At 69.1% G+C, this 12950-nt stretch carries 16 protein-coding genes and 2 pseudogenes; 5 read left to right on the top strand and 13 right to left on the bottom strand.

Translation table 11 applies throughout. The features are described 5' to 3' along the window. Positions 1 to 40 precede the first annotated feature (40 nt). The 4 genes from ABT084_RS21090 to ABT084_RS21075 all read right to left on the bottom strand — a co-directional run bounded on the left by ABT084_RS21090 (position 41) and on the right by ABT084_RS21075 (position 3268). Complete coding sequence (locus ABT084_RS21090; protein WP_351046010.1) at positions 41 to 826, bottom strand: ABC transporter permease; 786 nt, start codon at positions 824 to 826, stop codon at positions 41 to 43. Beyond that, positions 823 to 1824 (bottom strand): ATP-binding cassette domain-containing protein, encoded by a 1002-nt coding sequence (locus ABT084_RS21085; protein ID WP_351046008.1) that lies wholly within the window; start codon positions 1822 to 1824, stop codon positions 823 to 825. The genes ABT084_RS21090 and ABT084_RS21085 overlap by 4 nt, the downstream gene beginning before the upstream one ends. Before the next feature lie 173 nt (positions 1825 to 1997). Beyond that, positions 1998 to 2387 carry a VOC family protein gene (locus ABT084_RS21080; RefSeq protein ID WP_351046005.1) on the bottom strand — a complete coding sequence of 130 codons (390 nt, stop codon included), beginning with the start codon at positions 2385 to 2387 and terminating at the stop codon, positions 1998 to 2000. A gap of 551 nt (positions 2388 to 2938) precedes the next feature. Then, a complete protein-coding gene (locus tag ABT084_RS21075) occupies positions 2939 to 3268 on the bottom strand; it encodes a hypothetical protein (RefSeq protein WP_351046003.1) in 330 nt (109 codons plus the stop codon). Between the two features lie 148 nt (positions 3269 to 3416). On the opposite strand from ABT084_RS21075, the pseudogene ABT084_RS21070 reads away from it, so the two are divergent. After that, positions 3417 to 3722: pseudogene (locus ABT084_RS21070) on the top strand (helix-turn-helix domain-containing protein); the annotation flags it as partial. A 551-nt stretch (positions 3723 to 4273) separates the two neighbouring features. Here the strand turns inward: ABT084_RS21070 and ABT084_RS21065 are convergent. Then, positions 4274 to 4627, bottom strand: a complete 354-nt coding sequence (locus ABT084_RS21065; protein ID WP_351046000.1) for a PRC-barrel domain-containing protein — start codon at positions 4625 to 4627, stop codon at positions 4274 to 4276. Positions 4628 to 4998: 371 nt separating this feature from the next. Beyond that, positions 4999 to 5160, bottom strand: a complete 162-nt coding sequence (locus ABT084_RS21060; protein ID WP_283450316.1) for a hydrophobic protein — start codon at positions 5158 to 5160, stop codon at positions 4999 to 5001. A gap of 155 nt (positions 5161 to 5315) precedes the next feature. Here ABT084_RS21060 and ABT084_RS21055 point away from each other — a divergent pair, with 155 nt between their 5' ends. Continuing rightward, a complete protein-coding gene (locus ABT084_RS21055; protein WP_351045997.1) occupies positions 5316 to 5516 on the top strand; it encodes a hypothetical protein in 201 nt (66 codons plus the stop codon). Between the two features lie 187 nt (positions 5517 to 5703). Here the strand turns inward: ABT084_RS21055 and ABT084_RS21050 are convergent, their stop codons facing one another. Both ABT084_RS21050 and ABT084_RS21045 read right to left on the bottom strand, forming a co-directional pair. Next, the gene (locus ABT084_RS21050; RefSeq protein ID WP_351046091.1) at positions 5704 to 6282 is read right to left on the bottom strand and encodes a DUF6766 family protein; all 579 of its coding nucleotides are present in this window, start codon (positions 6280 to 6282) and stop codon (positions 5704 to 5706) included. A gap of 193 nt (positions 6283 to 6475) precedes the next feature. After that, entirely contained in the window at positions 6476 to 6877 is a 402-nt protein-coding gene (locus ABT084_RS21045) for a hypothetical protein (RefSeq protein ID WP_351045994.1), read from the bottom strand. A 542-nt stretch (positions 6878 to 7419) separates the two neighbouring features. Here ABT084_RS21045 and ABT084_RS21040 point away from each other — a divergent pair. After that, positions 7420 to 8142, top strand: a complete 723-nt coding sequence (locus ABT084_RS21040; protein ID WP_351045991.1) for a Ku protein — start codon at positions 7420 to 7422, stop codon at positions 8140 to 8142. On the opposite strand, the gene ABT084_RS21035 is transcribed toward ABT084_RS21040, so the two are convergent. Next, entirely contained in the window at positions 8086 to 8529 is a 444-nt protein-coding gene (locus ABT084_RS21035) for an STAS domain-containing protein (protein ID WP_351045989.1), read from the bottom strand. The two genes, ABT084_RS21040 and ABT084_RS21035, sit on opposite strands and share 57 nt — an antisense overlap. 706 nt (positions 8530 to 9235) lie before the next feature. Here ABT084_RS21035 and ABT084_RS21030 point away from each other — a divergent pair. Further along, entirely contained in the window at positions 9236 to 9691 is a 456-nt protein-coding gene (locus tag ABT084_RS21030) for a Rieske 2Fe-2S domain-containing protein (protein WP_351045986.1), read from the top strand. A 62-nt stretch (positions 9692 to 9753) separates the two neighbouring features. On the opposite strand, the gene ABT084_RS21025 is transcribed toward ABT084_RS21030, so the two are convergent. Further along, on the bottom strand, positions 9754 to 10143 hold the full coding sequence (locus ABT084_RS21025; protein ID WP_351045983.1) for a hypothetical protein: 390 nt from the start codon (positions 10141 to 10143) through the stop codon (positions 9754 to 9756). Between the two features lie 136 nt (positions 10144 to 10279). Between ABT084_RS21025 and ABT084_RS21020 the strand changes: the two are divergent. Next, positions 10280 to 10402, top strand: a pseudogene (locus tag ABT084_RS21020) (cysteine hydrolase); the annotation flags it as partial. Positions 10403 to 10660: 258 nt separating this feature from the next. Here the strand turns inward: ABT084_RS21020 and ABT084_RS21015 are convergent. The 3 genes from ABT084_RS21015 to ABT084_RS21005 all read right to left on the bottom strand — a co-directional run bounded on the left by ABT084_RS21015 (position 10661) and on the right by ABT084_RS21005 (position 12744). Then, the gene (locus ABT084_RS21015) at positions 10661 to 11392 is read right to left on the bottom strand and encodes a GAF and ANTAR domain-containing protein (RefSeq protein WP_351045980.1); all 732 of its coding nucleotides are present in this window, start codon (positions 11390 to 11392) and stop codon (positions 10661 to 10663) included. A gap of 49 nt (positions 11393 to 11441) precedes the next feature. Next, positions 11442 to 12197 (bottom strand): GAF and ANTAR domain-containing protein, encoded by a 756-nt coding sequence (locus ABT084_RS21010; RefSeq protein WP_351045977.1) that lies wholly within the window; start codon positions 12195 to 12197, stop codon positions 11442 to 11444. 88 nt (positions 12198 to 12285) lie between these two features. Then, complete coding sequence (locus ABT084_RS21005; RefSeq protein ID WP_351045974.1) at positions 12286 to 12744, bottom strand: hypothetical protein; 459 nt, start codon at positions 12742 to 12744, stop codon at positions 12286 to 12288. Between the last annotated feature and the right edge of the window lie 206 nt (positions 12745 to 12950).

Raw genomic sequence — 12950 nt, 5'->3', positions numbered from 1 at the left:
CGGGCCGGGCCGCCGAAAGGTGCCCGGGCTCGTGCGTCGGCTACTTGGGGTTGCGGTTGAACTGGGCCTGAGACCACCGGTAGCCCAGGAACGTCAGGCCGACGCACCAGGCGACGGCGATCCAGCCGTTGTTGCCGATCTCGGTGCCGAGGAGAAGGCCGCGGAGGGTCTCGATGGCCGGGGTGAAGGGCTGGTAGTCGGCGATGGGCTGGAACCAACCGGGCATCGCGTCGGTCGGGACAAAGGCACTGGAGATGAGGGGCAGCAGGATCAGCGGCATCGCGCTGTTGCTGGCCGCCTCCGCGTTGGGACTCGCCATGCCCATCCCGACCGCGATCCAGGTGAACGCCAGAGCGAACAGCGTGAGCAGTCCGAGCGCCGCGAGCCACTCCAGGACGGTGGCGTCCGTGGAGCGGAAGCCCATGGCCACGCCTACGGCGCCGACGAGGACGACGCTGGCGACCGCCTGAAGCACGCTGCCGACGACGTGCCCGAAGAGCACGGACCCCCGGTGGATCGGCATGGTGCGGAAACGGGCGATGATGCCCTCGCTCATGTCGCCCGCGACGGACACCGCGGTGCCGACGACAGTGGAGCCGATGGTCATCAGCAGAATGCCGGGAACGATGTAGGCGACGTAGGCGGCACGGTTCCCGCCACCGATACCCGCGCTCATGGTGCCGCCGAAGATGTAGACGAACAGCAGCAACAGCATGACCGGCGTGAGGAGAAGGTTCAGGGTGAGGGAGGGGTAGCGTCTGGCGTGCAGCAGGTTGCGGCGCAGCATCGTGGCCGAATCGCGGGCGGCGAGGGAGATGGAGCTCATCGGGCGGTTTCCTTCGTCTGGCCGAGCGGGCTGTGATGCGTAGCGGTGGCTGTGCTGGTGAGGGCGAAGAACACGTCGTCGAGGTCGGGGGTGTGCACGGTCAGTTCGTCTGCCTCGATGCCGACGGCGTCCAGCCGGTCCAGGATTGAGCGCAGTTCGCTCTGGCTGCCGTCGCTCGGGAGCTGGAGCGTCATCCCCGTGTTGTCCCGGGCGGCCTCGCGCAGGGTGGCGGCGGCGAACTGGTACGCGGACGGGACGGAGAAGCGGAGCCGGACGTGCCCGCCGGGGATCAACCGCTTGAGTTCCTCGGCCGTCCCCTCGGCGGCGATCCTGCCATCGCTGAGGACGGCTATGCGGTCGGCGAGCTGGTCGGCCTCCTCCAGGTACTGAGTGGTGAGGAACACGGTGACGCCGCCCGTGACCAGCTCGCGGATGATCTGCCACATGTTGTGCCGGGCCCGGGGGTCGAGGCCGGTGGTGGGCTCGTCGAGGAAGATGATCCGCGGATCACCGACCAGGGTCATGGCGATGTCGAGTCGGCGCTTCATTCCGCCGGAGTAGGTCGAGGCCGGTTTCTTCGCAGCCTCCGTGAGGTCGAAGCGCTCCAGGAGTTCTGCCGCGACGCGGCGGCCCTCACGCTTGGACAGGTGGTGCAGGTCCGCCATGAGGAGCATGTTCTCCTCGCCAGTGATCAGGCCGTCGACGGCGGAGAACTGCCCGGTGACACCGATCGCGGCCCGGACGGCCTGCGGGTCGGCGGTCAGGTCGTGGCCGGCGACCTGGGCCTGCCCTCCGTCGGCAGTGATGAGCGTGGACAGGATTTTGACGGCGGTTGTCTTACCGGCGCCGTTCGGCCCGAGCAGGGCAAACACCGAGCCGGCCGGAATGCGCAGGTCGATGCCGTCGAGGACGGTCTTGTCACCGTACGACTTGCGCAAACCGAGGACGGAGACGGCGGCGGTCGGCTGTGGACTCCCGCTCATATTGGGCATGGGCATGGGCGTGGACGTGGGCATGACAGGTGACGGGGCGGTCATTTGCTTCTCTCGTTCGAGGCTCGATGGTGCGCGGTCCCGTGGAGCACGGGTGTGAGGGACACAGGCGCTCGGGTGCGTACCGCTGCTCCTGATGCTGTGGCACGCTCGGCGTCGGTACGGGTGATGAAGGTTCGTCAGGCGCCCGCGGGTGGGATCCACTCCATGAGCTGGATCACGACCCCATTGGGGTCGGCGAGCCGTAGCGTCCACTCCCCCCAGGGTTCCTGGCGAAGTGGCGCCACGATCCGTGCGCCGTCCCGCCGCAGGCGCTCGTACTCGGTGGCGAGGCCGGTGACGGTGAAGGACACCAGCACTTCCCGTCGCGAGTCCGGCTGTCGCCAAAGCGCGTGCGGTTCGGCCTCGGACCGCAGTACGACGAGGTCGGTGGCCGCGTCGTCGCGTGAGAGGTGGATGGCCTCCTCAGACACCAGGACCTCCCGGAAACCCAGATGGGTTGTGAAGAAGAGGCTCGATGCCGGCGGATCGTCGACGGTCAACAGCACCGCCGACCCGGTGATGTTCACGCCCTGGTCTCCTCCCTGTGGCCGGTTCCCGACAGGACCAGCATCAGGGCGGCGGAGGGGTTGGATCAACGTCTCATCTTGCAACGCCAGTTAACACAGCGGTTATACGTGGCATCGAGCTGTGGGAGATGGCAATCCCCCTGGCGGCGGCCACCGGGGCACATAACTGGATGTGCGAAAGAAGCACGCCGTACGGGCCGGAGCCCCTCGAAGACGCCTCCGCATGCAGTGGCCAGCCAGCGTCTGCAGGGTGCTCCAGCCGAATGGCGACTGCTCCCAGCAGGCAGGTCACGAGTCGAAGACCCTTCCGGCCCGTCCCGACACGAACCACCTGCACGGCCACACCGGCACTCTTCACGTGAGGCATCGACCGGGGTGGCCCGCCGGCCCGGCCGTCCGGGGACAGTGACCTGCGGGGCGGCCACGCGGTCGCGGAGGGGGCGAATGCCAGGAGGTAGCACAGCCCGCCGAGCGGGAGGAAGCCCAAGTTAAGCGCGATCGCGACGGTACCCACAACGAACAGCACGAGCGAGCGGATGGTGACGGGGCCCTCAAGGCCGGCCAGGAGGGCGATCATGCCGACGTACAGGAACAGCGGTACGACCGTGTACACGACCGGCAGCACACCGGGCACACTGCACCCGGTCAAAGATGTCACTCATCTCCGGCTTGTCCGCCGCCCGGATACCGACGTACATATCGATCACCGCTTGCGCCGACGCCGCGGCAACACCCGCCAGCGCCACCACCCACGCCGTGCAGACCATGCGCCGCCGGGCCGGGGCCGCCGAGGCAACCACCGCACGCCGCAGTCCCTCACAGACCCAGGCGAGGAACAACACCCCGCCCAGGAAAGCGAGCTGCCCGGCCGTCCACGCCATGCCAGGCTCCTTGGACGCCGGAGCCGGAAGCCGGATCGGACCGTAGACCACAAGCAGGAGAGGAGCGGTGACGAAGGCGAACCGGGTCATCCGAAATCATGGAGAAGTCGCCATCATAAGCCGTGGCTATTGTCACGAACCAAGGTGCCTGCTTTCCGCAAGGGGAGGCTGGTTCATCGTGTGCCGCCGAATGCGGGCCGCTGCCGCCGTCCGGCGGCGCGGGATGCCGGCCTGCCACTGGAGGATCGCATGCTGCTGGGCGCCGCCTACTGGGCACAAACCTGACTCTGCGCCAACTGGCGCCGTTGTTGGGAGTATCCGAGTCTGCGGCTGGCCGCATCATCGGCCACCGCGAGCCGATGCTCGCACCCCGCCAACGCAAGAGGTTTACCAAGACCCTGTGCTCATCGTGGATAACACCCTCGTGCCCACCCGCGACCACATCATCGCCGAGGGGTACTACGGCGGGCAGCGCGCATTCAGGTGTGCACCCGCAACATCTGCACTCGCGGGCGCAGCGCGACGCACGCGGCGGAGGGCGGGGCCTGGGCCCGGCCGATCTCAGTGCGGAGGAGGGCCTCGAGCAACGGCTCGATGAGGCGCTGACGCGCGGGCGGCGATCAGAGTCTTGGTGAGCCGCGGGGAGCGGCGCCCGCGGCGCAGGCGGTGTTCGCCAGGATCCGGTGGGCCGCGTCAGTCGTGCAAGGCACCAAAAGCCATCACCACACCAGTGGCCTGCGCGAAGGCAGCGCCCTGGGTGGCCTGGCGCGGGCAGTTGGTCCACGCGTGCCCTCCTTCGTCGTGGGGTTGGCGGCCGGCCATTGATCCTCGTGAATGCCCCCGATCCGGCGATGCCGGTGCTGTTCCTTGACTTTTCGGCTGCCCGGCGCCGGCGCCGACGTGGGCGAGGGCTGGGGCTGGGGGTACAGCAGCGGCGGGGGCGGCAACCGTGTGGTTGCCACCCCCGCCGCGCACATCACCAGTCCGCATCCGCGGCCGCAGCCGTCACACGCGGTGCGGGCCGTCGTAGTAGCCGCCGACCTGGCGGTGGTAATCCGCGTCGCCGAGGTGCTTGTCCTTGTCGAACTCGGGAGCGTTCTTGATCTGCTCCTTGGTCCGGTCGACGTAGATCTTCTCCTCGTTCGCGTCGATGCGGCTGACCGTTCCCGCGGGCAGCAGTACTTCCTTGCCAAAGATCCACGGACCGGTGTCGACCACGATGTACGCGGAGCCGACCTCGTCGGAGTGCTTGTCGACCTTGCCGATGGAACCGTCCGTCGCCTCGACCTTGTAGCCCGTCAGGTCCGCACCGGCCAGACGGCCGGACGTCTCACGGTAACCCCACACATTCTCAGTCATGCGAAAACAACTCCTCCGGGCATGGGAAGACGGATAGGGACATCAAATCCTCTGCCCGCCTGCCTCGTTCCGTATTGCGACAGCGGCGGAACTCCCGTTCCGCTCTGCCGTCCGCCTGCCCCGGTTTCTCGTCCTCACGCCTATGAGATCTACCGGGGTCCGAGACGGCCGTCGATCATTGGAGGTGAGCAGGTCCCCTGCTGCGTCACGGCGACCGCCCCGGCACCCTCACGATTACCCCCGATATCCGGTTTCACCCGGTACCGCAAAACCAGCGACCGGGAACGACGACATGGCGGTGGCCTGTCCCCCCGGGTTCGGGGGGACAGGCCACCGCCACACCACATCTGAGCTGTGGTTCTATGCCGCGGCTACCAGCGGTACCACCGGCCGCTGCCGCCCTTCGGGCGGGCGACGAAACCGATCAGCCACAGCACCAGGACCGCGATCGCGACCCACCAGAGAATCTTCAGCGCGAAACCCGCACCGAAGAGAATCAGAACCAGCAGAAGAACAAGAAGCAGGGGAACCATGATTATCAACCTCCAAGGCATCGTGTGCCCGGACCGACCAAAGCCATGCACGCAGAACTTACCTGTTTCTTATCAGCGCAGGCGGCCATGTTTCTCAGCCGCCACATCCACTGCGCCGTGGTTTGACCGGCCTCATGCCGAGCATCAGGACCGGCATGAGCGACAACAACGCAGCCCGTCCTGGCCAGTGGTACTTCGACACCCGCACAGAGTCCGTCGCGGAAGAACCCGGGCCCGACCGCCTCGGCCCCTACCCGACCCGGCAGGAGGCCGCCTCGGCCATGCAGACCGTGAACGACCGCAACAAGCAATGGCGTGAGGACCCGCACTGGAACGACGACGTGGACGGGAGGTAGGTCCACGGCAGGCCCGAGCCCGGCCCTCCGTCCGTCCGTCCGTGGGCACAGTTGCCCGCCCCCGCCCCCCACGCGTCTTCGAGACCTGCCTGCGGCCAGACCAGGGACCGCGGGAAGCCCCTCTCCGGCGAGCTCGCCGCGATCTCCATTCCCCTGCGGCGCCATGGTCCCGCGGGCGCGCAGCCGGTCAGCCTTCGACTCCTGTGGTGGCGTGGGCGGCGCCCACGGGCTTCGATTCCGGTGATCCGCGCTGGCGCAGGTAGACCGAGAGGATGACCATCGCTGTCACGGCCAGCAGCTCGGACTGCCAGTTCTGCAGCGTACGGTTCCAGAACTCGGCCGACGTCACATACGTCGTCCACCCGACGGGTTCCTGGAGCTGCCGCAGCTGTTCCTCGTTGAACGTGATGGCCCCGGTGACCGATTGGGCCAGCCACGACAGCAGGAAGATTACGGTCATCACCAGGCCGAGCGAGCGCGAGTAGAGGGCGCGCCGCCAGCCGCCGGACACCGCCCAGCGAGGAGAGTCGGAACGCGCGTACGCGCCGACTCTCTGTTCCTTGTCGGTTTCCGTGCCTGCTTTGTCCAGGGGTTTGGATTCCGGCGATCCGCGCTGCACCAGCCAGACGGTGCCGATGATGTAGAGGGAGAACTGGAGGAACTCGGACTGCCAGTTCTCGGTCACATCGACCATGAAGTCCGAGGTGAAGAGGTAGTCGGCGAAGGAGAGCGGGTGGAGGCGCTGTGCTTTGAGGGTGCTGTTCAGTTCCGCGTGTCCGGCGATGGCTTCGCCTGCCAGGCAGAGCAGGACCCGGTACCGAACGCGAGCGTCAGCCCGTTGTCCCGGAGGAACCGCACGCTCGTTCTCATCGGTGCATCAGCCCCACCGTGAAGGCGTAGGCGAGGCCGCCGAATACCCCGACCAGGAACATCACGAACAGCATGCGGACGTGGGCCACTCAGTCCCCCTTCAGCTCGCAGCGGTACGGGCGTCCTGGGCGGGGAGTGCACCCGGCGGCCGTCACCCGCCACCCGTCCGGGAAGGAAGCCAGGAAGACGCTGTCCTGCGCGAAAACCACCCTCGCCTGGGAACCGTAGACATCGACCTGCTTCGCCGAACCGGTGGTGGTTGGCAGCCGCAACGCGGCCAGGGCCGGGCCACACGGCGCCTCGGCTTCCAGTTCCTCCCGCGTCGCGGGCGCCAGCACGTCACACACCCGCACGCCGCCGGAGGCCAGCGCCCGCTCGAAGCTCAGAGCGGCCGCCTCGGCCGCCCGGGCCCGCTCCCCGACCGTCGCGCACCCCGAGACAGCGGCCAGGCACACCACGCCCGCCAGCACCCAGCCCGTGATCGTACGCATACACCCGATCATGACGCCCCCGCGGCTCACGCTCCTTCCCCTGCCCGCGCGACACGCGATGCCTGAGCCGTTTGATCAGACGAGCCTGGGCGGCCCCCGGCCTCCCTGGTCGCGGGCATGCTCCCCCACCTCGCCGAACTCGGCGAAGCACACGCCCCGACGCAGCCATCTGGCCGGATCGCCGTGGCACAGCGAGAGCCATACAGCCGCCCGCTGCGCCGGATCCGGGCCGGGACTCGGATGGTCGTGCGTACCGAGAGCGGTTCCAGACACGCGCAGGACCCACCCGCAGCTGCGATCACCACCGATGCGATCTCCGCACCGCCCTGGAACACACCGTCCAGGGCGCCGCAAAGGGCCCCACTGCCCGCGTCGGCAGGCTCGGAGAAGTGGGGACGCCGGATGCCATGGCGAGGACCAGAAGCCGGCCGCCTGCGCCTGGCCGCCACCGGCGGCTTCGCCTCATTCTCCGACCGAACGGATAGGCGCTGTGCGCTGGATGGAGGGGCTTTGGAGGAGGTGGCTGCTGTGGCGCGTCCCGTGTGGGCCGGGAATCCGTCGTTCGGGCTGGTCAGCCTGCCGGTCGGCTTGTACACGGCGACCGACAGCCACACGATCCACTCCATCAGCTGCAGCGCGGTACCTCCGACCGGATCCGCAACCGCCGCGTCAACGAGCGCACCGGGGACGAGGTCGAGCTCGACGACATCGTGAAGGGCTACGACATCGGCGGCGAGTACGTCCTGGTCGAGCCGGCCGAGCTGGACGAGATCGCCCCGGGCCGCTCGCGCTCGCTGGAGATCGCCGGGTTCGTCGACCTCGCCGAGGTGGACCCGATCTTCTTCGACAAGACGCACTACCTCGGCCCCGGCGGCAAGGGCTTCGGGAAGGTCTACAGCCTGCGGGAGCAGGCCCTCGCCAAGGTAAGGCGGGTATCGCCAGTGGCATCGTGGCGGTACGGGGTTCGCCTCGCCCGTCCAGGGGTTACTGGTCCGGGGAGGTCCGCTACCAGCCAGCGCAACCGCTTCCCTTTCAATCTGGTCGGGGCCGCCTTGGCGCCTCGCCGGGAAGTGCGTGGGCCCAGTTCGCTCCGATATCCCAGGCGCCCTGGTCCCGCGGCGGCGCGGCCCTCCAGAGGGTGGGTGTCTCCGCGGGGGCTGGCAGGAACCGGCCGTCTGGATAGGCCTGTCGGGCGCGATTCCACGCATTCAGAGCCGCTCGCGACTCCGACGTACGGGTCTGCTGACATGGGCCCTGGTGTTTGAGCCGGTGGGGCTGCTTGTTCGGACTGCGGGGGCATGGTTCACAGCAGGGCCGGTGCGAGGGCGGGGAGGAGGGTGAACAGGTGGCGGGTGGCGGTGAGCTCGAGAACGTTTTGCCCTTGCTCCGGGGTGCCGGCAAGCTCGAGGGTCCATTCCTCGTCGATGGCGCGGGCGCGTAGGGCGAGAAGGACGTGGAAGGGCGCTCGTGCCCAGGAACGTGACGCGGGCGAGGTCGAGGACCAGTGTCCGGCCGGGCAGTACGAGCGTGTCCACGACGCGGGTGAGCGAAGAGCAGGTCTCGTAGTCAATGTCACCGCTCACGGACACCACGGTCCGCTCGGGCCGCTCGGGCTGCTCGGTGACGTCGAGGGCGAAGTCTTTGAGGCCCATGGTGCCTCCACCGTTCACATGGCAGCCCATCGTCACGCGCGCGACCGGTGCCGCGCATAGCCGACGAGACCACCCGTACTCGCACCCTCGGCCACCAAGGGTGACCGTCATGGAGCGCGGGGTTCTCGCCAAACCAGGCTGGTCGATAGCTCGCGCCTACCCCTGCCACGTTGCCGCAACCAAGGGCGTCGAGCGGCTCGGACACAGGGCGACGGGCCTGGAAAGACGCGGCGCCCAAGCTGCCCCGACCAGCGCCTCCCCTACCTCCAGCTGCCACGGCTCCTTCCAGCTGCCACGGCCTACGGGGTCACCGCCAGCATCGGTGCCCCTGATCACTCAGAGGCCGGTGAGCTTGTCGGCTGTCTGGGCCGCCGCCCTGGCCCGTGCGCTTGCCTTCGCAGCGGCTCGTCCGGCCGCCCGCCGACGGGCGAGGGCATCCGTCCGGCCCGCGCGTGCCGCCTCCAAGCACTCCCTCTGATCGTCACCGGCGAGGCGTTCAGCCCGGGCGTCGGAGCGGACACCGAAGCCGGTTACGCCCGCCTCCAGGCCTGGACCGAGCGGTACTTTCCCGACGTCACGCTCACCCACCGGTGGGCAGCGCAGGACAACAGCGCCACGGACACCCTCCCCCTCATCCCCCCTCATCGGCCGACTGCCCGGGCGCGGCGACAACGCCTACGTCGCCACCGGGTTCGCCGGCTGGGGCATGACGGGCGGGGTCCTCGCCGGGACGGTCATCGCCTCCCTCATCAACGGTGGGAAAGAGCCGTGGGAAGGTCTGTACGACCCCGGCCGCCTCGGCTCCGCCCTGCGCTCCGCCCCGGCCCTCCTCAAGGCCCAGTGGGACACCGGGAAGCAATTCGTCAAGGACCGCCCGGACACCTTCGGAGACGGCACCAACGGCCCTGTCGAGAGCCCGCGTCCCGGTGAGGGAACCGTGGTCCGCGCCGGGGGCAAGCCCTGCGCCGTCCACCGCGACGAGCGCGGCGGACTGCAAGCCGTATCCGCCGCCTGCAACCACCTCGGCTGCCTCGTCGCCTTCAACAACGCGGAACGGACCTGGGAATGCCCCTGCCACGGATCCCGCTTCGGCATAGACGGCCAGATCCTCCAAGGACCGGCACTCGAGCCACTGGAACCACAGGATCCCGCGGAGCTGTAACCCCGATCCCCCATGGGGGAGCCTTCGCAGTAGGCGTGGCCCAGCCTCCATGCCTCGGTCGGCTATCCGCCACTGCGGGTGCCGGGCGGGTCCTGGGGGTCCACGCCCGTGGTGGCGGAGGCGTCCTTGGTTCCGCTGGGACGTTGTGAGCGGCCTCTGGGGCCGAGGTCGTGCATGCCCTTCTCGCCGGATCCCTTGCTCTGGTCCTCACCGCGTGTGCTGCGGCTCTCGACCGGGCGGCCGTGGGGGTTGCCCGACTCCTCCTTCGCCACCGTTCTCCCGCGGCCCTTGCCCGGAGCGTGCTTCTCGGGGTGGAAGGAGCGGTGGGCGCTGGGATTGTCCTGCTGTTTGGTCTCGTCGACGTCCGGTGACCAGCCGTGCTGTTCGGTTCCCTCGAACCGGCTGGGGCCCTCACCGTGCGCGGGCTGCGATGGCTTCTGGTGTTTGGTCATGACCGACCTGCCGTCGTTGTTGGCGGACGCCACCCAACGGCGCGCCCTACCACTGGTAACACCAGTGTCCCACCCGGACTCGTGGCGGTCATATCCTCGGCTGGGCACATGCTGCTGTGCACCGGTAACGGATCTCCTGACGGAGCGGTGCGCGCTGTACTCCGCGCTCGACGCCCACATCACGCACCTGTCCGTCACGGTCGCCCGCGACGCCGTCGCCCACATCCACCCGGACCTGGCCGACGCCGCCCTGCGCATGGCCGCCGCCGGCTTTCTCGAACTGCTTGAACAGCCTCTCGACCGTCTTGTGGTCTTCCTTGAGCAGCGCGCTCCCGTCCACCAGCGCCTCCTCGACATCCGTTACGGGTGGTGCGGCCGGCCACCCCGGCGCCGTGTACCCGGCGCACCGTCGTCCGGCTCGTCCGGAACGGGGAATTGGCCCGGACAGGCGATACGCCTGCGCCATCCACAGAGATGGAACCTTGGCCGGAGGTGACTGAGGGACGTGCTTGCCCTGTCAGGTGGCGGGTGTGAGGACGGCTTCGGGGGCCAGGCGCCGTCGTACGAGGTCTTCGGCGATGTCGACGCTCCGTTGGGAGTGGGCGGCCGCGTAGGTGCGCAGTCGGTCTGCGGCCTGGCTGGGGGTGATGTGGGCGGTGGCGGCGATCATCCCGGAGGCGATGTCCAGGACGGCCTTGGCGGAGAGGACCGCCTGTGTGCGGGTGACGATGTCGTAGGGCCGCAGGGGGTCGGGGCTCCAGGTGAGGACCGAGGTGGTGGCGGTGTGTACGAGGTCTTGGAGGAGGTGGCGGTCGCCGGGCGGGATGGGGGTGGGGGTTCGGGCGAGCAGGTTGAGGGCGCCGATGTTCTGGCCGCGCAGGTGCAGCGGGTAGCTGTGGGCGGCGGCGAATCCGGCGGCACGGGCCAGCGGGGTGAAGGTGGGCCAGCGGTCTTCGGCGTCGGTGAGGTCGTCTGCGTGGACGGGCCGGCCGGTGGCGTAGGAGTCGACGCAGGGGCCTTCGGAGATCTGGGCCTGGAACATTTCGGTGAGTTCGACGCGGTCTTCGGTGACGGCCACCGAGCGCAGATGGCCGCGGGCGTTGACCAGCATGACGCCGGCGGCATCCATGCCGGTGAGGCGTACGCAGTGTTCGACCAGGCGGCGCAGGAGGGTGAGGGGGTCCACGTCGTCGGCGACGGTATCGGTGAGGCTGAAGAACGCCTCGGTGATCTCCTGCTCGCGGTTCATGTCTGTCGTCACCGTTTTCTCTGCTCCGGTCCGGCCGTGCCGGGCAAACCTAATCATCGAATCTGGCCGTTCCCGCAATAACGTCACGGGCCGCTTCGGTCACGCTCTGGCCCTGGGCGAAGGCGTGGGCCCGCAGGCGCGCGAGCGCCTGCGGGGCGCTGAGGTCGAAATACACCATGACCATGCCTGTGGCCTGGTGGACTTCGTCGTGGTCGCGCTCGGCCGCCACCAGCCAGGCGGCAGGCCCGTCGCCCGGGGGCTCTTGTGCCTGGAGGGTGAGCAGCGCGGTGGTGATCGCGTCGGCCGCGGGAAATGCGTAGGCGCGGTCCCGCTCGGAGAGCGGGCCCGGGCGGTCACGGTAGAGATCGAGGGTCCCCACCGCGAGACCGCCTGAGCCCAGGGGAAGTGAGAACACGGCGCGCACTCCGAGTTCGAGGGCCTGCTGGGCGAACACCGGCCAGCGGCGCGCGTCCGTGCCGCTTTTCAGGTCGGCGGCCAGTACCGGCGCGGCCAGTGCCATGGCGCTGCGGCACGGACCGTCGCCGAGTGAGTACTGGGCTTCGGCCAGCTGCCCGGCCACAGTGTCGCTGGACCACCACAGGGCCTGGGCGTCGTTGTCCCCGCTCAGGGACACCGAGGCGCCCGTGATGTCCAGGAGGTCCACGCACGCCCGGCACAGCGCGGCCGGTGTGTCGACGCCGGAGGCGCCCACGATGGAGCCCGCGAGAACCTGCGACAGGCGTTCGAGGTCCTCCGCACCGAAGGGCGGACCCTCACCCTGCCAGAAGGCGGAGTCATCCCCCACGGTGCTTCACCTCCCGCATCACATGCCCGATTCTCTTTCTTTCCTGGCTGCTACCCACCCAACGAGCCGCGACACCGCGGCACAGTCCTCAGGCCAACGGGCGTGCCTGGTGGCGGGCTTGCCGGATTCCCGCTGCCTGACGCACCAGCACCCGAACGCCCATGTCCCGGCGCAATTGTTGCACCCGCGCTGCTTCGACACCCGCATCCCGGAGGGCGCTGTACGGCGCGAGGCCGGCCGGGGCTGTGCGCAGGGCCGGGGTTGCGGATCGGCGCCTTCCCACGCAACGGCGGGAGGAGGCGAGGGCCACCACCGTGATCGCCTGCTCGGCCGCCCACACGTCGATGGCCGCCAAGGCGTCCACTGGAGCGGGGCAGGGAGCACGGTCAAGGTCCAGGACCAGGGAACCGGCGCTGCCGGTGATCCCTTCCAGTGCGTGGGCGAGGCGCTCCAGGCATGTGGCGCCGTCGCCTGCGGCCGGCTTGGCGCACAGCGTCAGCACCGCCACGGAACCGTAGAGGTGCACGTGTGTCGCGTAGGACTTCACGGCGGACCCCCTTGCGCGGGGTACCGGTACGGAGAAGGAGAGGGGGGCAACCTCGGCACATGCTCGGGACACGGCCGGCTTCGATCGCCGTGTCCACGTCCGCCGTGTCCACGTCCGGCGATCGAAGCCGCCGTGCGGCCATGCCTCCGGAACGACGCCAGGACTCGAGCGAAGAGCCGGAGCGTTTCATCACTTCCAGCTTCCCA

The organism is Streptomyces sp. NPDC002138 (assembly GCF_040296485.1).
Lineage (GTDB): Bacteria > Actinomycetota > Actinomycetes > Streptomycetales > Streptomycetaceae > Streptomyces.
This window is presented reverse-complemented; position numbering and strand designations above follow the sequence as displayed.